Annotated in this window: 30 protein-coding genes; 5 read left to right on the top strand and 25 right to left on the bottom strand. The window is 35.9% G+C overall.

The genetic code is table 11. From position 1 onward, the window contains the following. The first annotated feature begins 651 nt into the window (after window positions 1-651). A complete protein-coding gene (locus DM447_RS11580; RefSeq protein WP_112181362.1) occupies window positions 652-1,665 on the top strand; it encodes a DUF3231 family protein in 1,014 nt (337 codons plus the stop codon). Window positions 1,666-2,155: 490 nt separating this feature from the next. On the opposite strand, the gene DM447_RS11585 is transcribed toward DM447_RS11580, so the two are convergent. Further along, window positions 2,156-2,620, bottom strand: a complete 465-nt coding sequence (locus DM447_RS11585; RefSeq protein ID WP_241964518.1) for a hypothetical protein — start codon at window positions 2,618-2,620, stop codon at window positions 2,156-2,158. Window positions 2,621-2,738: 118 nt separating this feature from the next. Here DM447_RS11585 and DM447_RS18685 point away from each other — a divergent pair, with 118 nt between their 5' ends. From DM447_RS18685 to DM447_RS11595, 3 genes are all read left to right on the top strand, one after another. Beyond that, on the top strand, window positions 2,739-2,873 hold the full coding sequence (locus DM447_RS18685; RefSeq protein WP_277871489.1) for a hypothetical protein: 135 nt from the start codon (window positions 2,739-2,741) through the stop codon (window positions 2,871-2,873). Window positions 2,874-3,228: 355 nt separating this feature from the next. Beyond that, window positions 3,229-3,453 (top strand): helix-turn-helix domain-containing protein, encoded by a 225-nt coding sequence (locus DM447_RS11590; RefSeq protein WP_112181363.1) that lies wholly within the window; start codon window positions 3,229-3,231, stop codon window positions 3,451-3,453. Window positions 3,454-3,532: 79 nt separating this feature from the next. Beyond that, entirely contained in the window at window positions 3,533-3,733 is a 201-nt protein-coding gene (locus DM447_RS11595) for a hypothetical protein (protein ID WP_241964519.1), read from the top strand. A 9-nt stretch (window positions 3,734-3,742) separates the two neighbouring features. Here DM447_RS11595 and DM447_RS11600 read toward each other — a convergent pair whose 3' ends face one another. Next, the gene (locus DM447_RS11600; RefSeq protein ID WP_112181365.1) at window positions 3,743-3,943 is read right to left on the bottom strand and encodes a hypothetical protein; all 201 of its coding nucleotides are present in this window, start codon (window positions 3,941-3,943) and stop codon (window positions 3,743-3,745) included. Between the two features lie 464 nt (window positions 3,944-4,407). Between DM447_RS11600 and DM447_RS11605 the strand changes: the two genes are divergently transcribed. Beyond that, on the top strand, window positions 4,408-4,611 hold the full coding sequence (locus DM447_RS11605; protein WP_112181366.1) for a hypothetical protein: 204 nt from the start codon (window positions 4,408-4,410) through the stop codon (window positions 4,609-4,611). A gap of 52 nt (window positions 4,612-4,663) precedes the next feature. Here the strand turns inward: DM447_RS11605 and DM447_RS11610 are convergent, their stop codons facing one another. From DM447_RS11610 to DM447_RS11715, 23 genes are all read right to left on the bottom strand, one after another. Continuing rightward, the gene (locus DM447_RS11610) at window positions 4,664-5,554 is read right to left on the bottom strand and encodes a peptidoglycan recognition protein family protein (protein WP_112181367.1); all 891 of its coding nucleotides are present in this window, start codon (window positions 5,552-5,554) and stop codon (window positions 4,664-4,666) included. 37 nt (window positions 5,555-5,591) lie between these two features. Then, a complete protein-coding gene (locus DM447_RS11615; protein WP_112181368.1) occupies window positions 5,592-5,861 on the bottom strand; it encodes a holin in 270 nt (89 codons plus the stop codon). Window positions 5,862-5,882: 21 nt separating this feature from the next. Continuing rightward, window positions 5,883-6,173, bottom strand: coding sequence for a hypothetical protein (locus tag DM447_RS11620; protein WP_112181369.1), 291 nt, complete (start codon window positions 6,171-6,173; stop codon window positions 5,883-5,885). Window positions 6,174-6,217: 44 nt separating this feature from the next. Beyond that, on the bottom strand, window positions 6,218-6,400 hold the full coding sequence (locus DM447_RS11625; RefSeq protein ID WP_112181370.1) for a hypothetical protein: 183 nt from the start codon (window positions 6,398-6,400) through the stop codon (window positions 6,218-6,220). Next, complete coding sequence (locus tag DM447_RS11630) at window positions 6,400-6,630, bottom strand: hypothetical protein (protein ID WP_112181371.1); 231 nt, start codon at window positions 6,628-6,630, stop codon at window positions 6,400-6,402. Before DM447_RS11630 ends, DM447_RS11625 begins: the two co-directional genes overlap by 1 nt. Continuing rightward, window positions 6,627-7,043 carry a DUF1617 family protein gene (locus DM447_RS11635; RefSeq protein WP_112181372.1) on the bottom strand — a complete coding sequence of 139 codons (417 nt, stop codon included), beginning with the start codon at window positions 7,041-7,043 and terminating at the stop codon, window positions 6,627-6,629. Before DM447_RS11635 ends, DM447_RS11630 begins: the two co-directional genes overlap by 4 nt. After that, window positions 7,043-10,234 (bottom strand): phage tail spike protein, encoded by a 3,192-nt coding sequence (locus DM447_RS11640; protein ID WP_112181373.1) that lies wholly within the window; start codon window positions 10,232-10,234, stop codon window positions 7,043-7,045. Before DM447_RS11640 ends, DM447_RS11635 begins: the two co-directional genes overlap by 1 nt. A 29-nt stretch (window positions 10,235-10,263) precedes the next feature. Beyond that, window positions 10,264-11,718, bottom strand: coding sequence for a distal tail protein Dit (locus tag DM447_RS11645; protein WP_112181374.1), 1,455 nt, complete (start codon window positions 11,716-11,718; stop codon window positions 10,264-10,266). After that, the gene (locus tag DM447_RS11650) at window positions 11,708-13,780 is read right to left on the bottom strand and encodes a phage tail tape measure protein (RefSeq protein WP_162632642.1); all 2,073 of its coding nucleotides are present in this window, start codon (window positions 13,778-13,780) and stop codon (window positions 11,708-11,710) included. Before DM447_RS11650 ends, DM447_RS11645 begins: the two co-directional genes overlap by 11 nt. 331 nt (window positions 13,781-14,111) lie before the next feature. Continuing rightward, a complete protein-coding gene (locus DM447_RS11655; RefSeq protein ID WP_112181376.1) occupies window positions 14,112-14,882 on the bottom strand; it encodes an HNH endonuclease in 771 nt (256 codons plus the stop codon). Between the two features lie 136 nt (window positions 14,883-15,018). Beyond that, window positions 15,019-16,287, bottom strand: coding sequence for a phage tail tape measure protein (locus DM447_RS11660; protein WP_241964520.1), 1,269 nt, complete (start codon window positions 16,285-16,287; stop codon window positions 15,019-15,021). A 15-nt stretch (window positions 16,288-16,302) separates the two neighbouring features. Beyond that, window positions 16,303-16,425 carry a phage tail assembly chaperone GT gene (gpGT, locus tag DM447_RS18690; protein WP_277871490.1) on the bottom strand — a complete coding sequence of 41 codons (123 nt, stop codon included), beginning with the start codon at window positions 16,423-16,425 and terminating at the stop codon, window positions 16,303-16,305. 62 nt (window positions 16,426-16,487) lie between these two features. Continuing rightward, window positions 16,488-16,850, bottom strand: a complete 363-nt coding sequence (gpG, locus tag DM447_RS11665) for a phage tail assembly chaperone G (protein WP_112181377.1) — start codon at window positions 16,848-16,850, stop codon at window positions 16,488-16,490. A gap of 35 nt (window positions 16,851-16,885) precedes the next feature. After that, window positions 16,886-17,248, bottom strand: a complete 363-nt coding sequence (locus DM447_RS11670) for a hypothetical protein (protein WP_112181378.1) — start codon at window positions 17,246-17,248, stop codon at window positions 16,886-16,888. Between the two features lies 1 nt (window position 17,249). Continuing rightward, a complete protein-coding gene (locus DM447_RS11675) occupies window positions 17,250-17,849 on the bottom strand; it encodes a major tail protein (RefSeq protein WP_112181379.1) in 600 nt (199 codons plus the stop codon). Between the two features lie 11 nt (window positions 17,850-17,860). Then, window positions 17,861-18,244 carry a gp17 family tail completion protein gene (locus tag DM447_RS11680; protein WP_112181380.1) on the bottom strand — a complete coding sequence of 128 codons (384 nt, stop codon included), beginning with the start codon at window positions 18,242-18,244 and terminating at the stop codon, window positions 17,861-17,863. Then, window positions 18,244-18,636, bottom strand: coding sequence for a hypothetical protein (locus DM447_RS11685; RefSeq protein ID WP_112181381.1), 393 nt, complete (start codon window positions 18,634-18,636; stop codon window positions 18,244-18,246). Before DM447_RS11685 ends, DM447_RS11680 begins: the two co-directional genes overlap by 1 nt. Beyond that, complete coding sequence (locus tag DM447_RS11690) at window positions 18,633-19,001, bottom strand: head-tail adaptor protein (protein ID WP_112181382.1); 369 nt, start codon at window positions 18,999-19,001, stop codon at window positions 18,633-18,635. The genes DM447_RS11685 and DM447_RS11690 overlap by 4 nt, the downstream gene beginning before the upstream one ends. Then, complete coding sequence (locus tag DM447_RS11695) at window positions 18,988-19,254, bottom strand: phage gp6-like head-tail connector protein (RefSeq protein WP_112182738.1); 267 nt, start codon at window positions 19,252-19,254, stop codon at window positions 18,988-18,990. The genes DM447_RS11690 and DM447_RS11695 overlap by 14 nt, the downstream gene beginning before the upstream one ends. A 54-nt stretch (window positions 19,255-19,308) precedes the next feature. Beyond that, window positions 19,309-20,460 (bottom strand): phage major capsid protein, encoded by a 1,152-nt coding sequence (locus tag DM447_RS11700; RefSeq protein WP_112181383.1) that lies wholly within the window; start codon window positions 20,458-20,460, stop codon window positions 19,309-19,311. A 13-nt stretch (window positions 20,461-20,473) separates the two neighbouring features. Continuing rightward, window positions 20,474-21,199: a head maturation protease, ClpP-related gene (locus DM447_RS11705; RefSeq protein ID WP_112181384.1), complete on the bottom strand. Its 726-nt coding sequence runs from the start codon at window positions 21,197-21,199 to the stop codon at window positions 20,474-20,476. Further along, window positions 21,196-22,263, bottom strand: coding sequence for a phage portal protein (locus DM447_RS11710; protein WP_422385899.1), 1,068 nt, complete (start codon window positions 22,261-22,263; stop codon window positions 21,196-21,198). Before DM447_RS11710 ends, DM447_RS11705 begins: the two co-directional genes overlap by 4 nt. 75 nt (window positions 22,264-22,338) lie before the next feature. Next, complete coding sequence (locus DM447_RS11715; protein WP_112181385.1) at window positions 22,339-23,985, bottom strand: terminase TerL endonuclease subunit; 1,647 nt, start codon at window positions 23,983-23,985, stop codon at window positions 22,339-22,341. Window position 23,986: the final 1 nt, after the last annotated feature.

The raw sequence follows: 23,986 nt of genomic DNA on the forward strand, positions 1-23,986 counted from the left end.
GGTGTTTGTTTTATTTAATTGAATTTAATCATATTTTATTAAAACTAAGAATTATTTATTTTATGGTGGCGAATTGGTGGAACCCATTGACCAGTTGTGTTGTGATAAACAACTGGTTTTTCACCTTAAATACTCGTTTCAAATATAACTATGATCTAGTTTATACCTATAAATATTTCCTACTGTTTTAATAGTTTCTCACATTTTATTTTCAATCTCTACATTATATATGTGTTGAAAGAAATTTCTATAATATCATTAATATTACGCTAAAAAGAAAAGAACACGTACAATGAAATTATAATTACCTACAAAATACATAGGATAGCCAATTGAGGCGATTCGTAATCCGAACTTTAGTTTGATTTAATTTAGTGCAGAACATTGTTTTGAGAACCGTTTACTTTATCTCCTATTTTCTTAATTTATTAAAAGTAACCATAATTTAAGGTGTTGGTCACTTTTTTGGTCACTAAAATAAACAGCTAATATTATTTTTATAGTCAGGTAGTCAACCCATGTGACCGTCAATTAAAATGAAACAGAATTTTCTTGAAAGAATCATTTATGGGATATATTTTTGATCTACATATGACAAGTAACTATTGGGCAATATAAATAATATAATGTTTTATAGGAGGTATAAATGTATTGGAACAGGAAAAGCAAATTAGGCTTACATCAACTGAAATAACTCAACTATGGGCTCAATACATGAATGATAGTGCAAGTATTTGTATGTTAACTTACTTTTCAGAAAAGGCTGAAGATGCTGAGATTAAACCTATAATTGATCATGCTTTAGAGCTATCACAGGCTCACATACAAAAGTTAACCTCAATATTCACCAAGGAAAAGAGCAAAGTACCTCATGGATTTAACGTAGAGGAAGATGTTGATTTAACTGCTCCTAGATTGTATTCAGATAGCTATGTATTAAATTATATTCATCAAATGGCTATGATTGGGCTTACCAATTACGCCGCAAGTTTATCAGCATCAGTAAGAACAGATATAACAGACTACTACATGGAATGTCTCTCAGAGATAACAAAATTATATAAGATGTCAAAGGATTTATTATTGTCAAAAGGTCTGTACATAAGGTCTCCTTATCTACCAAATATAGAAAAAGTTGACTTTGTGAAAAAGCAAGGTTTCTTATGGGATATACTTACAGACAAAAGACCTTTATTAGCATCAGAGGTCGCTAATTTATTTACAAATCTTCAAAGGAATGCTTTAGGGTCATCTACCCTTACTGGTTTTAGTCAGGTTGCACAGGAAAAGGATGTTAAACAATTCTTTATAAGAGGTACAGAAATCGCAAAAAAGCATAGCAAACTATTTGGGACGAAATTAGAAGAAAGTAACCTCCCTATTTCTATTTCATGGGCAACAGAAGTTACAAACAGCACAACTCATACATTTTCAGATAAAATCATGATGTTTTATACTACTGCTTTGATTTCTCTAAGTGTTGGGTTTTATGGCACAAGTCTTGCTCAAAGTCCCAGAGTAGATATAGGTGTAATGTATAACAGACTATCTTTAGAAATTCAGTTATATTCTGAGGATGGAGCAAATATCATGATAAAAAATAGATGGTTAGAACAACCTCCAATGGCATCTGACAGGGATGAGTTAGCTAAAAAGAACATGTAAAATTAAAATTATACTATAGTTTCCGTTGAGGGAGTTCTTAGAACTCCTCATTTTTATATGCAATGGCTAAGCCCTCCCTACTGTAATAGTGCAAGTTTCGCTATGTCCCTTATATCAGTAACCTACCACATTAATTTAATAAGAGTTATACCGTGTTTTTGTATAAATATAACATCACATTCATCTTGTCTTGTATATAAAGCATTGTAGTCGTTATGCTACATAAACACTACATAAATTGATCCACACGAATCCTTTTAGCATTTACCTATGAATATTAATTTAAAGATTTTAACTTGAAAAATAGTGTGTCGAATTATCGAGCAAAAATTGTACCAGCCTATTAAGCGGTCACATCCAACTGTCCTCATTAATTATCATTAGATTAATTTTCCGTTCTTTCCAATAAATTAGTTTGCATTCTCTTATACTAAACACACTCAATAAGGACTAACGTTCTTTTCAATCAGGTAAAGATATTATGAAAGTTCTAGTTATTATCTTTATTACGTAGTAAATCTTTTTCATACCAAATCTGAAAACAATATATTAAAAGGGCTAAACCAATCATCATTAAATATGTAATATGTGGCGACAATTCTCCCGAGGCCATTCCAAGTTTTTGTTGGACTGGATACCATAAATATATATATACACCATCTAATATTAGGTTTGTTATTAAATAAACAATAAATTTCCCATAGGTAAACTTAAAAATCCATATTGTGGCTACTAAATAAGCACTATATACCCAAGGAATATTTGCAACTTTGTCCCAATCAAAGAGCCCTGATTCTCTCCACCAATTATAATGATATGCCGCTTGGTATGTTAGAGTGTTGACTACAGTTACAAACAATCCAACTGGTAGAAATCTTTTAAGCGTTTTATCTCCAATTAGCACCAGTGATGCAATAGGAAGCAAAAACATTAGCCATAGAATTATTTGATTCACATTAATTATCCTTTCCAATCAATACGTTTAATCTAGGTATTCCCCATATGTTTAGATTAAATGTATTGATTGGAAAAGCATTAAAGTCCTATAAGGCAATTTAAAGTGAAAATTATTTTTGAAAGAAAACGAATGTATAGATATAGAAGGTTTTATTATTAAGCCACTCAATCAAAATAGAATTGAGGTTGATGTTGCGGACGGTTTGGAGTTTTTAAACATTGAGGATATAGTTGATATTTCTTTGCAATAAACACTTGACATATTAACCTTATAAGGTTATAATTAATATATAAAGTAATAAGGAGGTGAACAAATGTTAGAAGGTCTAAGTAAAATAATAGAAGCGATAGCCACTTTAACAACAGCCACCGCTTCATTAATAACAGCTATCGTCGCTTACAAAATATTCAAAAAGGATAAAGAGTAAACGACACGCAGTAAGGAGTTGGTGCTCCTTACTGCTACTATAACACTCATGAAAGGGGTTTTCAATTATGACCTTTATTATTGCGTTATCCTCTTTTATTATATCGTTAACAGTGCTACTAATCGTATTAATGTTGAAAAAGACTAAATAGAAATTAGACCTTCTAACATTTCGAATTATGGATAAAGAAATTAATAATTATATGACACCAGCTGAAGCTGCATACCGTTGGGGTAAGAATCAGGAAACCGTTAAAAATAAGTTAAAGCCATCTTTAAATAGTGAGCTTGATCAAATGATCAAGCGTGGTTTAATTAAATATTATCAAAAGCCAAATGGTCAAAGAAAAGAATGGATTGTAAGTGTTCAAGCAATGGAAGAATGGTTCGGAAAATCAAATTAAAAACCTTGAGAACTGGAAGAAATAAGCAACGAATTAATCACATTTAAAAAGTTAATAAAGAAAAATGAGGTGAGTAATATTGAAAGAAGATATTCGAAAATTAATTGAATCTGATATCACGGGTTATAAAATCAATAAAGAGACTGGCATATCGGAAAGTAATATATCCAGGATTAGAAGTGGTAAAATAGAATTAGGAAGTATTTCGTTAGATAATGCAACTAAATTGTATGAATTTTATAAGAAGCATAAAGAGGATATAAAGCCCCCACAAGTGTGAGGGCTTTTTTTATTGCGTAGAAACATCATAAACACTAGTGTTAATTGTTTCTAATTTTGCTTCGATAAAACTCTTTAATCTAGGAATGTCTAACTCTTTAACTTCATCTTCGTAATAAATATATGTAAAATCCTCTTCGGTGTCATGTACTTTGATAATTCGTTTACCTACTTCTTCGTCAAATTCTGTACTTACTAATTCATATCTCATTTTTATCACCTCACTTTTTTACAGATTAGCATGAATTTGGTGAAAAATGACGTTTTATAGGTATATTGACACGTAATGTTCATATTTGTGTATCCAAAGAGTTATATTTAATGTAATAAAAGCTTGATTTTATAACGCACACGTTATACAATGAGTATATAGAAAGGAGGTGCAACGTGGAATACTTAGTAAAAATAATAGCCTTAGCAATATCGGTTCTAACTTTTCGTAAAATTTGGCTGTCCAACCAAAAGACTAAATTAGAGATCGAATTGCTAAAGCTAAAACTTAAACGGTCGAGACGAGGAGGTTAACTCCTCTCTCTCTTCCCTAAGTATATCACAAAAATATGTATTATATAATAATGTCTGGTTTGTGGGTTATCATTGCTCTTCTTGGTGTCAGAAAATTGTTTTTATTAAATACAAAAAGAAAACTAATAAAAGAAAAGGAGCGATTAGAAAATGAACGATCAAAATAATAACACTAAAACTGCTGCATCACAAGTGAAAGCATCAAGAAATTGGGAACAAAAGAATCGTAAAAAAGCAACTGTTGCTAGTTATCGACGTACAGCAAGGTCATTTATCAAAAACCATGCAGAACAAGATGATTTAGAGGAATTAAAAAATCTTATCGTTGAAAGAGAAAAGTTGTTAGGGGAATGAAGAAAAAGACCACTATTAATTTAAATAAGCCCCAATTAAGGGGCTTATTATTTTATAGATTACCTTTATTAAGTCTACGTTGTAACTCTTTAACCATAGCCGACGGATCACTGATAACTTTATCATATGGTGTACCTAAATACTTTTGCAGCATACCAACTGTATTAGGTCCTAACAATCCGTCTTGTGTTGCTCCGATTAATTTTTGTAATGCTTTTACAACTAGACTTCCTTTTTTTCCGTTACCAAAGTTAATACCACTAGCAAATGCATCAGTAGCTTGGTTGTGTACTTGATCGCTAATATAACTATCTGCTGTTGTGCCTAAATACACTTGCAACGCTTCGATTGTTTCTTCACCTGGTATGCCATCAACATCTAGATTTGCTTTTGTACTGGACTTAGTTGTAGTAGCTGACTTAACCTGCGTTTTTGACACTTCTGCAGTTTTTTCGCCCTCAACCATATTCAAGAAGTCGCCCCACGTAATACCGTCTTTACCAGCTCGTAATTGTGCTGGACAATTTTTATTGTACCAATCATGATGTTGTTTAACGTCATTGAGTGATAAGTTATGTTTGTCCAATAAATGTTTTACTAACTCCGCACCATTTTTAACAGCTTTTTCATAGTCACCATCGCTATTAATACATATTTCTACGTGTACGGATTGCGTATTACCTGGACCTTGGCCATCAGTTGCCGCCCAACATTTAACTTCATCTTCAAATGATTGATAAGATTCTTTGTCGTCAACTGAATAGTGCCAACTAGCTTCTCTAGGATTAAGCTTAGACTGTATGTTAGCGTGTGCTTCCGCATCGGCTCCTTTATTCGCATTGCCTGTTTGATGAACCGTTATATAGTTTACTGGATTTCCGTAACCATATGATCTTTTGTTTACAATACTAGATGGAACTAATTGTTTTATGATATTAACCATTATAAATCTCTCCCTTTAATCAAATTAAAAAGGACACCTATTCGGCATCCTTCGTGTTCCCTTCTCGTTTATTTACTGCTAATTCAAACAGTCCTGTACCAGCTAAACCTGCAAAACCTCCCGCCCATAAACGCATGAGCAGATCAAGGTCACTAAACGGGTAAGCTACTGCACCAATTGCGATACCTACAACAAAACTTACTGAAGGCACAATGTTTTTAGGTATGTTTACTGACTTTTTAAATAGTTCCACTAACGCAGTGACGATCGGTAATAATACTGTTGCGAAAATTAATACTTGTTCCATATGTCTCACCTCCCTTCAAATTTAATTCAAGAATTGAAAAAGAGCATAAATGACTGTTGCTATCAGCCCTCCTGCTCCTGTGATGTTAATAATTAACTTCCAAAAATTAGATAACTTTAGTTTGTTTGTTGATAAATGGTGTTCAATTAAGGTGTTTAACAACTTCTTTTGCTCATCATTACTCTTCTGAACCGTTGTTCTGATTTCCCTCATTTCATGCGACATACCAGTAAAGGTGTTCTCTAATGTGACGATCCTTCTTTCGTGGTCCTGCCATATTGGCATGTTTTCCATCTCCTCCTGATTTTGCAAATCCTTACCCCCTAGTCAATACTTTTAGCCATAAAAAATACGCCTTATTTGGCGCTAAATTTCTCTCTCGCTCTTTTCTCTTTTTCTTGTAATTCTGTTACTTCTTGATAGATTGATTTTGCTAATTGCTTTGTATCTGCATTTAACGTTACTTCTACAGCTAGATGACTTACTTGTGCTTCTAACTCTAATATTCGTTTCTCTAATTGTTCAACTTTATTAGACATTATGCTGCACTCCCATCATCCATAATTTTTGTAGCTACTTTCTGTCTAACCAATACTTCCAATGCGCTAGGCGCTTCATTTCCTGCATACTGTTCAGTTGTCAACGGGATATAACCATTCACATTAATGGTCCGATCTTCGTCTCTTCCTTGAAAATGAACCTTCACACTTTCTATTTCTTGTCCATCAACATCATAATTCATAGATACACTCGTAATGGTTATATTCATTCAGCTCCATCTCCTTTTTCAAATTGTTCACACAAGTAATCATATACAACTGCTTCTTGGCCACTAAATTCTTTATCACATTCATCTAATACCTTTTTAACTGTTTTAAGCATACCTTGCGCATCACCGCCCTCAATGATTAACGATTCATCCAACAATTCTTGATAATCCTCTTTAAAAGCTTTTTGATCTTCAATATCATACCTGTCATCATTAATAATTGCCTTGCCTTCATCATCTTTTTTAGAATGTTCTTCAGCGATTTGCTTGCGTTGCTCTTCTACTTTTTTTGACCTTTCAGCCAATATTTTAATAAACTCAGTACGGTGTCTTGACTGCTTGCGTTTTAAATTCAAATCAAAAAGCAGGCTGGTTGCCTGCCCTAATTGTGCGTTTTTAATTGTTACTTGCATTATGCTGCCTCCTCTAATTTCGCTACCTTTTGTTTAAGTACCTGGTTCTCCATTTCTAAATATTTAATACGGTCCGCATGATCATTAGCAACTGGAATTAATAAAGTCCATAAGCGATCATACTCAATGCCTTCTATTTCATCTCCATTAAATGTTACGTATTGACTCAATCCTACATCAAAAACATTTTCAGCAATTAAACCGTAGTATCTTTTTAATCCATCTGTGATTCCGCCATTTTCAGCGACCTCTGCTTTATCAAACCAATGACTTGGTTTTAAATCTAAAATCTTATTATAATCAATGTCGACAGCCTGTATATCTGTCTTATATTTCTTGGCTGAGGTTACACGCGCAAATTGTCCTGCTGTAGATATATACACGTTTGATGAAGCACCTGTGGTTGTGTTGTAAGCACCTGTTGAATAAAGATTTCCATCTGATCGGAAACTAGTCTGTGATACAACTGTACCTGTTGCGTCTAAATATAAATTGTTACCCTGCGTATATACCGCTGCAGTCCTATTGGTTCCATCTATAAAATCTCCAAAGCCGATGTCGCCTCCATTACCCATATAAGTGCCTCCGCCACCTGCGGATACTACAGATATACCAACTGCTTCAATTTTGACCTCAGTGTTAACCGACTGCCTTGAACTATCAGCGTTTATTAGTCCTGTTTTAAGCGAAAACTTACCATTATTTAGCGAGAATAATCCATAAGAGTTATTTGTTCCGTCTCCTGAACCACCTATGCTACTATAAAAATCACCCTCTGCAACAATGTGGTTATTTTCAATCCTGGTATAATTTCTTGCATCTGTTACTGAATTAAAAGTTGATCCATTAATATCTATACCGTTGATCTCACCTGCATTAATAATTCCTAGATTGCCAGTGATATCAGATAAGACTGTTACTGCACCAACAAGATTTATATTAGTTGCATCAATCGTAGCGCTCTCACTAGATAAATTTATAGATGCAATCACACCGTTTTTATTTACTTTTAAATCTATCTCACTATCGAGACCATCAATATTCAGTTCTACACTCGATACCCTGTTTTCTATATCATTAACAGTTATACTATTAGCCTTCAAGCTTATTTGACCATTAAGTCCATCAATATCTAATTCGGCGCTACTAACTCGTGATTCAATAGCACTCACTGTACTTGATTCTGCTTTGGCATTAATTTGAGTTGCTTGTTGTGTGATATCAGATTCAGCACTATCAACTCGACCTTCTAGACTATTAAATGTAGTTTGTTCTATCTTGCTTGATATTTCATCTGATAGCTGACTTATGCTACTATTAGCTTGACTTATATCGGTTGTGTGGCCATTTACTGTTGTATTTAAACTACTTACATCAGCACTAATGCCATTCACATTAACAGTTAATGTGCTAACATCATTACTAATGCTCGTTACATCATCAGACAGGCTGTTTAACGTACTCTGTTCAGCTTTTAATTCTACTTGTCCAGCAAGTATGTTAACCTCACCCGATAAGCTAGATACATTGCCACTCACTGTGTCTAACTCATCTTGATTCGCTTTCAGATTGATAGCTGTAGAATTTGCATTAATATCGGTTCCTTGCTGACTAACCGTATTATCAAGTGTACTAAGATCACTAATTGCTATATTAAGATTACCTTCGACTGTGTCTAAGTTTGTGCTTACAGTAGTGATTCGCCCATCCTGTTCATCTAACTCAGTTGCATTATCTATTACGGATTGTTGTAAATTACTAGATGTGGTTTCTAGATCGTTTACCGTATTATTTATTGTTTGGACAGTTGAGCTATCTGCTTTTAAAAGTAGCTCACCATTTACATATTCAAGATTTGCCTTATCTAATAACTCTCCATCAATCTGTGTTTTAACTGTATTTGTATAGTTGTTTGCATTACTTTCAGCGCTAGATTGTGCATGATCAGCTTTATCTTGCGATCCCGTTGTCGTCTCAATAACAGCTTGGCCAACTTCACTATCTAATTTATCCTTTGCATCATTACCTGGTTCGTCTTTTTGATCGACCTCATCTTTCGTATAGGTGACTTCTTCTAGGTCAGCTTGACTTATTTTCTTGCGCAATTGTGCTTGTAGTGATTGCCAAATGCTGTTGGCCTCTGCTTCGGTGTATTCTACAAAGTCGCCTAATTGCACTTGCTTTTCTGCTCGATCTTTAATATCCCGATCTTGAAAGTAGATCCTTGCCTCTAAATATAAAGCTGGTTCATAACTTGTATCTTTTATTTGAATGGTGTCACCAAAACGAATCTTTTTATTTTCAAGACCTGGTACCTTTTCCAAATCTGCAATCGTACCCTCATAGCTCACAATAGCATTAATACGCTTTGCTAATTCCTGTTCACCTAGTTCGATCAATCTTTCTTCGGTTGCATTTTCTTCTACACCAAACTGCGGTTCATAGGGTTTGATGATGTGCTTTCCATCTCGTCCCCAACGTTGTAATGCATCTTGATCTTCTACTAGCACAGTTAATCTATTACCATCTTCATCAAGAGGACCCAACACTTCAAGCGCAGTAACAATATCTTCCGTGTTTTCAATACGCTTCAAACCAATTAAGTCTTTTCCAAACTCAACACGTCTACCGCGCCATTGTCCGACCTTTTCAACTAGATCGACATAACGACCGCTTATTTTTCCACCTTCTTGTTCCACTCGGAATCTTAATTCTAAACCAAAGACAGATGCAATTTTCTTTAAATAGGTATGTGGATCTGTGTAATCATCAAAAGTAATGGTTCTTACACCATTAAAAAACACGGTACCCATTTGCCATTCCGTTCCGTCTAACGCTTGATTACCGTGAGATTCAGCAGATAAAGCTTGTGATGTATGTGGTTGAATTACTTTTGCAGTACTTAACGCTGCATAACTACCATACGAATAAACTTCTAGTTGTCTATCTATTCTGTTCTCTTGTATTTCATAGATAATAAACTCTAAAAACTCGCCATCTTCACCAGGTATAATCACACGGTTATTACCAGCAATATAAGTAGCATAATCTCGATCCGCATGTGTACTAAAATCAAACAGTTCACTACCATCTTCTAAAGACTTTTTATGGCTGTTTGAAAGAACATTGCGATATCGAATATGTCCCAGAGCTTGATCTGTTTGGCCATTCGCTATGAAAACCTGACTCATTTTTCTCACCTCCGTTCCTCTATGACAGGCTATAGATATCTATTACGATAGCTACCACTTGTGTTTACCGTATTTTCAGGCATTACAATTAAATTGTTTTCTCCTTTTTCCAAAGCGAAAAAATCTGCACCTAAAATACTAGATTCATACGGTTCACCGTTGATATAAACTTGCCCATTATTCGTATGATCGAAAATAATTTTGTCTCCTTGATATGCAATATAAGGGACTTCAGCATCAGATGGCTGATTAATCTTCCAAAATCGTGTATCACGTATTGCCATTTCAGTCGTTTCATAGTCGCCAAATTTTCCAATATGAACTTGAATTTGTGCAACAGGACGTTGATATGTGCCTTCTCCATCATTAAAATAGCTTGTCTCTCTTGCACTGTGCACGCCATTATCGACTTTAGCAATGTAGGAAGTCCAAACGTTTCCATTTCTTCTTAGTCTTAAAATCCCTAAGAAGTCATCCCAAAGCTCACCATTGGATTCGTCTGTTGTTTGACTGAGTGTCATTAGATATTTTCTATCACCGTTGACATCTTGGATGTAGGCTTCCATCCGATTCCTCTTTACCGCTTCCCACGAATCAGTAAGTGCAATTTTAGCTATGACACTACCATTGACATCAAGCAAATACACTTCTACACGACCCACGCCTGCAACACTATTAAAGTTACTTAATGAAATATCCATTACAAAATCTTGTAGTGTCTCCGATAAACTTGTTTTTAGTGCTGGACCATACCATTTGGATCCATCCGATGGACTACCAAAACTAGATACGATAAACTTATCGCCGTCAGATGTCATCGTTCCTGAAATTACGCCATTATCAACTTGATTTGCATTCGTCCATCCAGTTGTAGTTGCCATAGTGTTATCAAGAATTTTAGTAAGTGGATTATAAACAATGCTGTCGACATCAACAGGTTGACCAATCATATTGTACGTACCCAATTGATTTTGTATCAGTAAAAATGTAATAGGAGCAAGGATTTCAAATTCAAAGATTGGTTCGGATTCTGCGGTACCCGTGTTTGTAATTTGAAAATAATCGGATTCAGTGACAAATGGCTTTTCTTCACCGTACCCATATGGATCTGGGCAAATAAATTGTATTGTTCCTTTTCTCAATCGTGACATTTTTTCAAAGTCATCAATGGAATTTTGAACGACTGCATAATAAATTCGTCCTGGTTCATCATCAAATTGCAACTCGACAACTTCATCTGTGATGAGCCATTCTGCTAATTCATCTTTTTTGATCAATTCATCTGCATCATCTTTAATATGAAATCCTACAGGTTGATTAATAATTAATGGTTCAATGTCTGTTGATTGCAAGTAACCGCCTGGATAACCTGGTACTGTTAACAGATTTCTACTTCTGGCCGCAAAGGGAGGTTTGCTTCGTCCACGTTCAATATATAACCAGTCTTTTCTCACACCATTAAACGTTATAGATTTATACGCCAAATTTCTCCCTCACCTTCTGCTTCCGATTCTGTGTTTCTGTTATAACAGGTTCAAGACCCTTTCCTAGGGACCTGGAATCTATGATAGGATTTATATCCTTCGCCAACAATTGCATTAAGATTTCGTTTTGTTGTAGTGTAGCATTAAGTAAATCTTTCGTGTAATCCACTGCTGTTTTTGTTGATCTATTTGTTTGACCAGATGAATTACTTTGCTTACCTAACAACGCTAGTAACTTGTTAAACGGATTATTTCTCAAATTACTTACTATTCTGTCTGCTTCGCCTGCTGGACTAATGCCCGTTGCATAACCAGGCATGGGATTGAATGCTTTCATAATGTTTTTCGATTCATCATGTGTAAACACCTGGTATCCTGAAGGTCTATCGTACATGCCTAAACCAAGCATTTCCCACTGATTACCCAAGCGCCCTAGTTCAAATCCTTCTTCACCAGCTAAAAATATTCCCCCTGGATGATGGTCAGTACCTGTTGCATATTGTCGTACATGTCCGCCACCTCCAACTAGACCAATATTAGCCGAGTCGCCTTGCTTAAACCCTGAATAACGAGCATAAAATTTAACGGTAACATTATGGTCCTGATAAATTGTTTTGCCTGCAAGCTCATTCATCGTCCGTAACTCTTTTTGTGCGTCTTCAAGTTTGCCTATTTGGGAATCGATCATACCTATTTGATCTTGATATTCTTGCGTATTCAATTCGCCAGAATACTTTAATTCATCAAGTTTACCTTTTTGTTTATTCAGTTCATCAATTTCTTTTTGAACTGTTTTTAGCCCTTGTCCTTTTTCAGCGTTTACACCTGATTGTTTAAGAATTATCGCTTCATACTCGCCTATCAAAGTTTCAAATGCATTTAATTCTTTTTGGGTTTCTTCTAATGATTTTTCCTTTTTAGCAATGGTCGTGTCAATGCCAGTTATTATCTGATCATGCATACCCTTTTGATCTATTAACAATTTACGTGCTTCTTCTTCTTGCAATAGTTTTTCAGCCAGTTCTAATCTCTCATTACCAGTTAGGGTAAGTAAGTCTTTCTTTATGTCTGCTATTTCTAAATCCTTGTCCTTTATTTGTTCGGATAACTCTGATAATCTATCTAGCGCATCCTCACGCTCTAACTCCTTAGCTGCAATTTCTTGCTGTAATGTTTTTTGTTCTTTTAGATTTTCTTTTTGTTTATCCATTTCCGCAGTTATGGCATCATACGTATCATCAATTAATCTTTGCTTTTCAGCATTGTTTAATTTTTCAAGTTCTTCTAATACTTCAGCGTACGCATTTCCTTGTTCTGATATAGCTGAAGCAGTACTAGGTGATTTTTCAACTACATCCTCATTCAATTCTAAAAAATCTCGCATTTCATCATTAGTTAGAGTAGACTTTTCAAGCAATTCTGCTTGTTCATCTTTTAGCTTTTCGATAGCTTCTTCTGTTTTCGCTTCTTTTAATTCATCTGCAACATCCATGTAACGTAACATTTCATCCGTGGATAGCTTGTTTTTTTCTTGTAAGGCAACAAATTGTTCTATAAGTTCATCAACAGATTCTATTTCTTCTTTTCTAGATTCGATTGATTTAAGTGTGTCTTCTGTGTTTTGATTCATCGATTTACTTAATTCATAAATCCCATAACTTAATCCGCCTATGCCAGCTATAGCCAAACCTACAGGACCGCCCGTAATGCCCATTAACCCTATACGCCCAAGCAAGCCCTTTCCACCTGCGATTCCCAATACTTTGGATAAACCGCCAGTTATTTTAATCAATCCGCCGACTCCACTACTAATACCTCCAACAACAGATAAAACGGGACCCGCTGCTGCAGCAATACCACCTAGCATGATAATGTTTTTCTTTCCTTCTTCGTCTAATTCTTCAAACCACTCAGTGACGTCCTCAATTCCGTCTTTTACATCTGGAAGTACATCTCGAGTAAAATCAAGTAGCGTTTCACCAACTGGTAACAAGAATTCCTTAGCTTCACGCCAAGTAGCCTTCCACTGTTTGGATATCGATCGCTCAGCATTTTTAGTCATGTCATCCATAGTACCGTCTACATCTTCTAACCCTTCACCAATACCCCCAAGTGAATAGACTGCATCGGCTTCAAGATCTTCGAACTTTGTCAGTTTGTTATCGTAAAGGCTTTTTATCCTCTACTTCTGGGGGTTTCCCCGCATTACGGTACGTCCATTCATACCCAGCTCAGCATACATTTTCAATCAACAGAGATGATTGTCGCTCACTCGTGGAAGGTTTATATTCTCAATGTTGAGTTTCACCTTCTATGCGTTACGGTGTCAAAGTTTTTTTAATTTCTTTGATTACCACGGTATTAGCATATAAATCACATTATAAAAAGAGCACCTACATCAGGTACTCCTTATTTCTCACATATGTTATAAATTGTTGTTTAGTATTGTTTCTGTTCCCATATTTCTTGTGGAATTTGTTATGGCAATCTTCACAGAGAGTGATGCCATTATCTATATCTATTCGTTTTTCTTTACACCAGTTATATCCATCAAGATGATGAGCATGGAGGTTTCCACCTTTATCATCACCGCAGCATTGGCATGTATAATTGTCTCTTTCATATACGCTCTTTCTCCAAACTCCATATCCTTCAAACAATCTTCCTATTTCTCGTTCTTCAGTAGTTATTTGAGGTCTATAGTTTGGATTAGCTTTTCCGAAGCGTTGAATGCCATGCATTGGATTGTTTTTTCCACTCCAATCAAAAGTACCAAGGATAGAATAAGTTTTTATGAAAAATTTGTCATGACATTCTTTGCAATAAGTGGATTTCATTTTACCACTACTGTATTTCTTGCCACATTTTTTACATTCATGTTTATATTTATTCTTATCCCTTTTATGTTCACAAGGTTTGCAGTAGCTGAAAGGTCTTCTCTTCCCCGTATTAAAGCGAATATTAAATTCATTTAATGATTTTTCTTTGCCACAATCAGCGCAAAACTTGTAACCTTCTTTTGGAACTGGCGGTACTGGGGTTTTTCTTCTTCTTAGATTTTCACATTTTTTACACCTTTTCCTGTGACCATCTTTTTTGGACTTATCTATGACGAATAGATTAATAGATTTTGTTTCCCCGCAGTCAATACAAGTTTTATTCAATTCAACAACCTCCCGAAGTTGTCCCCGGTTATATTAGAAGGGTAGGCAGTCGGGAAACTGCTTTTCGGTTCGCCAACCTAGCCCTAAGCTCAATTATAACATATTGTATTTGCAATTTACTTAGCCTTCACCGTTTTTAAGCGATTTTACTTCGGCACAACTCTCGTCTACCGAATAGCTCAACTCCAATTTGGTTAGCAGCAACCTGATCGTCCATACCCTCTAGCTCTTTTAATACGGCATTGGAAACGTCTTTTACAGTCTTATCACCCTTTTCAAACTCTTTCCATACACCTTGCGTGTCTTTAGAAAGTAGTCCCATTGCTTCAGAAGTCGTTTTACTTCCATCCTTCACACGAATCTGAAATTCTTTCATTATGTCATTGATGTAATCAAGATTGTAAACACCAGCTTCGGTACCTTTTTGTAGCAACTCAAAATACTCTTCTGCAGAATAGCCCATATTTCCAAACAGAGTGGAATATTCACTGAGATTATCAAACATCTCATTACTAAAATCGAGTCCGTTCTGCGCCCCTTTAGCCATCAAATCAAAGGCTTCATCCGCTTCAAGACCAAATCCTTTCATGACATTATTTCCTGCTCGTGTGACCTCGTTTACGTCCGCTTCGAATGTTTCACCTAATAGAAAAGCTTTCTCAGTGATTCGTTCCAGATCTTCATTGTTTATATCTTTTATATTTTGCTTGGTTTGTAACAAAGCATTATCAATTTCATCTGCGCTTTCTCCAAAACCATTTTTATAAATATTTCTTGAAATATCCGTCAGTTCCTTAGCTTCTGCTGCAGTTAAACCTAACGAATTTTGTATCTTTACAGTAGAATCCTCGTAACTAGATGTAACTAACCCCATAGCTGTCCCCATACCTAGCACCGCTGGTGTAAGCGTAGTTGACATCGTATTCCCTATGCCACTCGCTTTATCACCAAATCTTTTAAGCTTAGTTCCTGCTTTATCAAGTTGATCGCCCATCTTTGCCCAGTTAGAGTTAGCTACGCGTTGCTCTTCTCTTAATTGAGATAAATCATTTTCCACACGTTCAACATAACGACTTAAATTATTTAAAGAAGCAACTTGGTTGTTATATTCCTTCGCAGCTTTTTGTGCTTCTTTAGATCCTTCACCGTGTTGTTTGACCAGCTTTTCATAGCTGGTATAGGCTTTCTCTGTTACGGCTTGTTGTACCTCTAGCTTTTTGTTTAATCCTTGAAGACGTGTTTCATATTTGCCGATTGATTTATCACTACGATCAAAAGCAGACATGTTAGCTTTCATTTCGCTGTTGACCGTGGTCAATTGGGATTTTAAATCTTTAAGACCAGAATTGATTTTCATCGTTTCTAGGTCTAGCTCAATGGACAAGCCTTCTATTCTTTCAGCCATCTTTTATCTCCCTTCTTAACCACCAAAAGCAGAAATGAGTGACTTTTCTTCTCTTGGTTTATTTTTATCTTGCATGAGTTGCACAACGTAATGGATAGGCATATCTAGTATTTCGTTAATATCCTTTCCATTGCGCATTAATTTGTGGATGAGTATATCTAGATATTCAGCTTGCTTGGCGATAGAAAAATCCTCATCCTCTAATTTTTCTTCGCCATGAAGTTTTTTGTGTCATCAGACTGTTGACCTTGCGCCACAAAAATAAGTTGTTGTTTTAAGACGTCTTGTCCACCTGGTGCGTGGAGACGATTGTATATGTCATCTGTTGTAATCTTTCCGGCAAAAACTTCATTGGCCACAAAATCAGCGATCTTATCAAATTTATCAGCTTCCGACATTTTTGTATTAGCCTCTACCTCATGCCAAACCTCAATGGCATCACGAGCAACTCTCAACGGTATAAAAGCAGGCGTCCATACTTTTTCAATCTCGGGTTCGTCACCTTTCAGAACGCCTTCTGGATTTTTCACAAGTTCAAGCATATTTCGTTTTAAATTGGCCATGATATTTATTCCTCCTAAATAAAAGGAACAAGGTTTTATCCCTGCTCTTTGATCAATGGTTTTCCTATTTTGTTCTGATCGGACATTAATTCTTGGATACGTTTATCACTTATTTCTGAATCTGTGCGTTTCGGGTAAATATCATCTTTGGTATAAATAATATCTCGGTCCTCAAGATCTTTAAAGTCATGAATAACAACATATTGCTTAGGCTTATCCTCTTCTTTTTCAACCTCTTCTGAAGGTGTTTCTTTTGTATCTGTTTCACTTTCAGTTTGATCTTCTGAATCTCCTTCTAAAAGACTAAGAAGTTCATCACGATTCATGTTGCTTTTATAGTCGATTTCTTTCTCGTCCAATTGCTTTTTAATTTCATCAACAGTTAGTTTATTACTCATATTATGCTCCCTCCGGTTCTGCTTCAGGGTGTGCTATGCCAAAGACTTTCATAAACAAAGCATCGCGATTAACAGTTTCGCCTTTAGCGTCTTGTGCAAAAATTACAGACTTTTCTTCTGAAAATCCTGGTACTTCTCGGTCCATAAACTGAGCTGAAATTTCTTCAGTTGAAAACTCCGTGCTTCCGCTTTTAGTACTACCACTAACAGAAGGTCTATTGAAAATACCTTTAGGTAAGCCAACGTATTCACGGGATCCATCCTCGTAAGTCTTAGCAAATATACAGGCCACATATGGTGGATTGTCATTACTACCTGCAGCTGTTAATCCCTCAACGGTTTCCCATCCCAATAACTTTTGTTTGTCTTCGATGGGGATTTTATGAAATACAGAAGTTACACTAACATCACCACTAGATACAGCCATTTCTGCTGTTCCATTGTCACCATAGGCTCGTACAACGTCTTGTGGCATATCAACAGTTATATTTTGCAAAAACTTCACTCTTTCAACCGCTTCTGTTATTAATGCATCTCCAACTTCACCATAGTAAAACTCATCTACACCGGTTGAAGCTCTATAATTCTTTTCTTCTGGCATTCTAATCACTCCTATAAATTATTAAAATCTTCTCTATACAAAGAACCGCGATACCTTCTAGCATCACGGAAAACTCCTTGATCATATTCTTTTGGTCCAGGATGTTGAGAGAAACCGAATTTACTCCACATGATGTTAAGGATCTTGTCTGCTATTTGATCAGTCAGTTTTCTATCTGGACTCCAAACATCAATCTGCAGAAAGTAATCTAGCTTAGTCCATTTGTTATCTGCAAAATCAATTGGCGACGGTGGGGCAACAGGATCTATGACAATATAAGGCTCATGTACTTCACCTGTTTCAGGGTATTCATAAAACTTAATCCTTTCCAACCCCTGTTCTTTAATGTATGCATCTGCTACTAAGGCTTCATAAATCATATCTAGAATATCCATCAAAAGCCACCTTTCAAGGCCTTACGGACCGCATCTCGATATACCTTTTTGCTATTTTTTAATGCCCTGGAAATAGCACCTTTACCTTTTGGATTAGGATTGTTAATGGTTCCCCATTCATTGAGGTGAATAATACGATAACGGCCTTTCGGACCTCTCCAATGGATTGTTACTACACGAACACCATTTATCCATTCTGGACCTTTGATAGTTATTTCCTCGATACTTCCACCCGTGTCTTTGAAACTTTCGAATTCTTTCTCGAGTACTTTAACAAATTCCTTGGCTGCATTAAGTAAAGCCTTGTCAATAATTTGTTGCATCGTCTTTTGACCCAGTTTATGTTCTAGTTCATTTTGCAGTTTTTTTAATCCCTTTATTTTCACACTCATTTGACCAATCTCGCTATAACATTAATAAACCTGTTATTTTGCGGATCCGGTTGTACCTGCTTCACATTATATCGATTGTCTTTGTACTGCGGGTGATCAATTAAAATATAATGCTTATCAGTGGGAATATAGTCTTGTAAAGGATCCCTTATAACAATAGTGATATCAGACAAAGTACCATTGGACTTCGCCAGTTCCACATCTTTCATCCACACTTCATCAATCTTGGCCATGCATTCATAGAGTGTCGTTTCTTCTTTCTCACCTGGTTCAGGTCCAGGGTTAGGAGTATACTCAAAAAAGGTAATGGGTGTCCGCAATTCACCACTATGCACACGTGGTGGCTTATACTTAAACTCCCTCATCTGTATCACCTTCCTCAGCAAATATCATGTCTATCCCAAGTGAATTAATATCACTTAGAAAATTATCCTCAAAATATTCAACGGCATCGTTATAGGCGTATCTTGTACGCTCTAGTACTAGCTCCATTGCTCGAATATCAATTGTCGTTTCTCCCTGAAGCTCAAATGCTCCACATTTACTCTCAACGTAAGCATAAGAAAAGGATAACAATCGTTTTAAATTGTCATCCTCCCCACTATGAGATATATGCATACGATCTTTAAATTCTTTTAAAATTTCTTCAGTGACCAACTAGACCACCTCCAATTATGCTCCTGCAGGTTCTTCAAGATTTAGTTCTAAATTATATACTTGTGCAGCATTATTATCTTTAGGCTTACCTGTTGCAAACTGCTTTGCAATAAACACATCTGCATCTTCTAATGCGAGCGTCTCTTTGTAACGGTTTGTTTCTACTCCGCCTCCAATAGCTGCGATATATTCCCCTTTCACAAAGAACAGTACCTTGCCTTCAGGAACGAATACTGATTCCGTCATTATTGGATTGAATGGTAAGTTTGTCACATATACGCCATTTGCATTTTGTGTTGTTGCATTTGCTTGGATATCAAACGTATCAAACGGATTTGTAACCATTACCACTTTACCTGCAACTTTACGAGGTTGATCTGCAACAGACCCATCTTGCTTTAATTTCTCAGCTAGTTTTTTTACTACACGTTTCAACTCATTAATTGTTGTACGGCCTGGTTCAAACGTTAAAGTTCCTGCAGATGCTTTATCAGTCACTGCCCCAGTTTCTGTATCTACTGTTTTAAGTAATCCAGTTGGTTCGTTTTGGTTCATTCCACGCCCAGTAACATACCCTTTTTCTAAACCAACTTTCATCGCTTCAGAAATAAGTGTACGAACATATCGCTCCACCCATGCTGGTCCAAGTTTTAACATATCCTTTGCAATGGGAACAAATGCAGTTAATTTAAGTTGTTCGATTTTTTCTTTACGGAACGTAGCGTTTAGTTGACCCTTAATTTCACTAAATAATGGACCCCAAACGGCTGCACCTTCTGGATCGTTGGAATAAATAAATTCAGTAACCGCTCCTAAATTTTGAATGCCAATAGCACTTAGTAATGGATGTTCTTTTACAATATCCTCAAAAATTCTCTCTTGAGTAGTTTCTGGAAGAGTATCTGTTTCCTTAAATCCACCCTCTTCAATCACAGCGTTAAAAAACTTAGATTCTGCACTAGTTAGCACATTTTGACCTCGTGATTGCAAAGCAACATTGTCTGCCATTTGTGTGTTAACTTGATCCAAAATATGGCCTTGTACATCGTTAGCAAGTGATTCTAACATACTGTTTAAAGCTGCTGTTTGTTCTTCTTCTGTACCATTTGCAGTTGCTTTTGCAAAATCCTGTTTCTTTTCCTCAAAATTATTAAATTTGATTGGCATAGTTATTCTCCTCTTATTTTAAATTTAAAAAAAGCTTACTCATATTCTGCTTTGGTTCAGCAGGAGTAGGCTCTTTTGGTTTTTGATTATTTGGTTTTGCTTTAGCTACATATTTCGCAACTATGCTTTCATTTACATTTTCAGGTTCTTCATTTTCCTGTTCAATGTCTTCAATTTCAATTTCATCTGCTACCTTGTCTGCAAATCCTAAAGCAACTGCCTCATCTGCGTTTAACCACGTCTCATCATTTAACAATTCAATTAGTTCTTCATGACTGCCGACAAAGCGATTACTATATGATGCTGTCACCGCTTTATCAACTTTACGTAAATCTTTTGCAGTTTTTTCAAAGATAGCAGCGTTACCATATTCAAATGTGCTAGCTTGATGAATCATCATCATGGTATTGCTTGGCATAATGATTTCATCACCAGCCATTGCGATTATAGAGGCAGCGCTGGCTGCCCATCCATCGATATGAATAGTTACCTTCGCTTTGTGTTTTTTAAGGATATTTCCTATTGCTATTCCATCAAATGCTGAGCCACCACCACTATTGATATGAACATGGATTTCTTCAACATCTGCAATTTCAATTTGTTGCAGGATATTTTCAGCGCTGTTTCTCCAACCGCCAATAAAACCATAGATTGATAGTTTTAATCCCTTTTCAGCTTGGTTCTTAATATCTAAAACTTGTTTGATTTGTAAGACTTTGTTTAAGTCGAAATTTTTCACTCTTTCTCACCTCCTTCAACGGTTTCAGAATAGTTTTTCGTAATAACATATTTCTCATGAATCGGATCATCAGACTCCTCCATTCCTAACTCATCTCGTAATTCATGGCCATTTGCCACACCGGATGATCTCAGCTTGTCTACTGCAGTTGCTACATCAAACATATTACGGTAAGTTATACGTCTTATGTCCATTCGCTTTCCACTTAAATACTCTTGCTTCGAAAAAAATTTGCCGTCAAACTCATCCTTTATTTTTTTTAGAAGTGAGTCGATGCAAAAGGTCATAAAGTTTCTTGTATGCTTTTCAACATCTGCCATCTCCCCATGTACAAGTGATGGCGGAATGCCAACCGCTTTTGCTACCTGGTCTAAAAAACCATTGGTGATTTTGTTAATATCATCAATGGTTTGTCCTGAGCCACTCGGCTTAGAATGTTCCTCATACTTAAAGCCTTTTTGTTGCGGAATAATTGAAAAAGTCTTCTCTTTAACCGATTGATACATACGATTAATAAAATTTTGAAGCTTCTCTTGATTCTCTTTATCCTTCGGATTGACATTTTCCATGTCGACTGTAGCGCGTATTTGGTTTTTGAATTTCTGATATTCTAACAATCTACCAAACAACTGCCCGTAATCACTGTAAAGCGAATTTAATAGTTTTGCTAAATTCTCGTTGTCATATTCCAAGTAGATTACATCGCACATCAAAAATATCCTCTGATACGTAAAATTTTTAATTGTAACACTTTTAAATGTATCTTCCACCAAGCCATATTCTTCACGGTAAAAGTCATCTGCTATCAATAGATCATCGTTATCTGACTTAATGATTAAGCATTCATTGTCATGGATCAATTTATAAATGACTGTCTGCCAAAACCGTGCTGCAGACATATTTTTGTTCGGACGTACATTCAAGCGATAATACAGCTCGTCTTTAATAAGCTTCTTGCCATCTTTGATACGAAACTCTGATTGACTAATAGTTCGACCGATTAAATTCACACATATTTGTATAGCCAGTCTTTTCATGTGGATCCGTTCTGATGTGCTTTCCAATAAGTCTAGGTCGTACATCTGGTTTAGCTCACTCTGCCGCCTGAATAAATCGAATAACCCCAATTGATCACCTCCTTAAAATGCAATATCATCTAGATAAAACGCCTCTTCATCTTCTAGAATATTATCAGCTTGCCATAATGCATGAATAAACGCTTGGAAACCGTCTGTTTTTCTCCTAACCTCATCCTTTTTCAGATACTCTTTATTGCCATCTTTTTTTATATGCACATAAACATTGTTCGTAAACCAACGCATTAATGGATTCTCGCCATAAATAATTTGTTGTTGAGCAAAAAGTGTCTCTACTCGAGGAGCCAACAAGGAATGAATTGCCTTTGGATTACGTATATAAATTAATTCAAATCCTTCTGCTTCAAGTGCTGTCTTTACGAGATCAAGTCTAAACGTATCTGCGACAATCCGATTCAAACCATATATTTCTCGCATCTCTACAAACCAATTAACAATGTGTTTTATATCAATTACTGGGCCCGTTAATATGGTTAGTAATCCTTCTTCTTCCCAATCCTCTATTGGCGCTTTTACATCGACAGCATCTAAAAAGCCACGTCTGACAAATGAATGAGTTTTCCATATATAATCTTCGCCGACCTTAAACAGCAATCCAACCGCTGCAAAGTCTCTGATACTTGCAAAGTCCAATCCACCAACAGCAGTTCGATGTTTTAATTCCGGGAACGGTCTATTTGTCGCCTTAATTTCATCCCAAGTGGCGACGGATGCCGTTAAATCTGTCGCTGGGCAGTTCATTCGTTTCGTCATGAATCGTATGCGTGCAGAAGCTTTGGAATTTCCTAATGTGATATATTGCGTTTTAACTTTTCGAAACAACTCTGTTCCATACGCACTCATTGGTTCATGAAACATTGGATTTGCCTTTTGCCAATTAGAAGGATCGTCCATTTCTTTTTCATCATCTAGCGTTGCCATAAACACAAACAATGGATCGTCTAAGGATTCACCATTTAATACTCGAATAGCACGTTCTTTTAAATCATCTAAGTAACCGCCACGAATAAAACCATCTGTCGTGATGAAAAATTCGCGAGAATGCTTGACTTTACCTAGACCAGAAGAAAATACATCCACAATAGCCGAGTCTGCATATTCGTGTACTTCATCGTATATGACACATCCATCACGCAAACTATCTTTAGTTTTTGCATTCGACGTGTGATACTTAATCTTGCTTCCATTCGTGCGACTCACAACTTCAGATTTCGTATGGTAAAACAGGGACTGTAATACACCCTTTTTTCCATCATGCTCAATCGTGTTATACACTTCTTCAAAAGAAGTCTTTGCTTGGTCTTCACTGTTGGCTACAATCGAAACGTTATAATTTTTTATGCCATGTAGATCACTAATAAAGAAATTAGTTAATGATGAAATTAATCCATTTTTTCCAGCACCACGAGCCTTATATAAAAAGAACTGTTCAAAGAACGGGTAATTTCCTTCTTTGTAATACAAGAAAACAAAAGCTGTAATGAATTTTTGAAACGGCATTAATTTGAAATAATTCTTTTCTGTAAAAGCAATATACCTTTCATGAGTTACTTCATCAAAATAAATATCATCACGATTTAGAACATAGTTTTTTAAATAAGAAAATAAAAGAACCACATACTTACTGACTTTTATTTTGCCAGCTTTGTATTGGTTCATATAATAACTTACATGTTTATTTATTTTCATA

The sequence above is a fragment of the Paraliobacillus zengyii genome, from assembly GCF_003268595.1.
Classification (GTDB): Bacteria; Bacillota; Bacilli; order Bacillales; family Amphibacillaceae; genus Paraliobacillus_A; species Paraliobacillus_A zengyii.

Coding starts and splice junctions, on each gene's coding strand:
- DM447_RS11590 (WP_112181363.1), top strand. CDS start 3,229: ATGGATAAAGAAATTAATAATTATATGACACCAGCTGAAGCTGCATAC.
- DM447_RS11600 (WP_112181365.1), bottom strand. CDS start 3,943: ATGAGATATGAATTAGTAAGTACAGAATTTGACGAAGAAGTAGGTAAA.
- DM447_RS11605 (WP_112181366.1), top strand. CDS start 4,408: ATGAACGATCAAAATAATAACACTAAAACTGCTGCATCACAAGTGAAA.
- DM447_RS11610 (WP_112181367.1), bottom strand. CDS start 5,554: ATGGTTAATATCATAAAACAATTAGTTCCATCTAGTATTGTAAACAAA.
- DM447_RS11615 (WP_112181368.1), bottom strand. CDS start 5,861: ATGGAACAAGTATTAATTTTCGCAACAGTATTATTACCGATCGTCACT.
- DM447_RS11625 (WP_112181370.1), bottom strand. CDS start 6,400: ATGTCTAATAAAGTTGAACAATTAGAGAAACGAATATTAGAGTTAGAA.
- DM447_RS11630 (WP_112181371.1), bottom strand. CDS start 6,630: ATGAATATAACCATTACGAGTGTATCTATGAATTATGATGTTGATGGA.
- DM447_RS11635 (WP_112181372.1), bottom strand. CDS start 7,043: ATGCAAGTAACAATTAAAAACGCACAATTAGGGCAGGCAACCAGCCTG.
- DM447_RS11640 (WP_112181373.1), bottom strand. CDS start 10,234: ATGAGTCAGGTTTTCATAGCGAATGGCCAAACAGATCAAGCTCTGGGA.
- DM447_RS11650 (WP_162632642.1), bottom strand. CDS start 13,780: ATGACTAAAAATGCTGAGCGATCGATATCCAAACAGTGGAAGGCTACT.
- DM447_RS11660 (WP_241964520.1), bottom strand. CDS start 16,287: ATGGCTGAAAGAATAGAAGGCTTGTCCATTGAGCTAGACCTAGAAACG.
- gpGT (WP_277871490.1), bottom strand. CDS start 16,425: ATGCGCAATGGAAAGGATATTAACGAAATACTAGATATGCCTATCCAT.
- gpG (WP_112181377.1), bottom strand. CDS start 16,850: ATGGCCAATTTAAAACGAAATATGCTTGAACTTGTGAAAAATCCAGAA.
- DM447_RS11670 (WP_112181378.1), bottom strand. CDS start 17,248: ATGAGTAATAAACTAACTGTTGATGAAATTAAAAAGCAATTGGACGAG.
- DM447_RS11675 (WP_112181379.1), bottom strand. CDS start 17,849: ATGCCAGAAGAAAAGAATTATAGAGCTTCAACCGGTGTAGATGAGTTT.
- DM447_RS11680 (WP_112181380.1), bottom strand. CDS start 18,244: ATGGATATTCTAGATATGATTTATGAAGCCTTAGTAGCAGATGCATAC.
- DM447_RS11685 (WP_112181381.1), bottom strand. CDS start 18,636: ATGAGTGTGAAAATAAAGGGATTAAAAAAACTGCAAAATGAACTAGAA.
- DM447_RS11690 (WP_112181382.1), bottom strand. CDS start 19,001: ATGAGGGAGTTTAAGTATAAGCCACCACGTGTGCATAGTGGTGAATTG.
- DM447_RS11695 (WP_112182738.1), bottom strand. CDS start 19,254: ATGCATATATCTCATAGTGGGGAGGATGACAATTTAAAACGATTGTTA.
- DM447_RS11700 (WP_112181383.1), bottom strand. CDS start 20,460: ATGCCAATCAAATTTAATAATTTTGAGGAAAAGAAACAGGATTTTGCA.
- DM447_RS11715 (WP_112181385.1), bottom strand. CDS start 23,985: ATGAAAATAAATAAACATGTAAGTTATTATATGAACCAATACAAAGCT.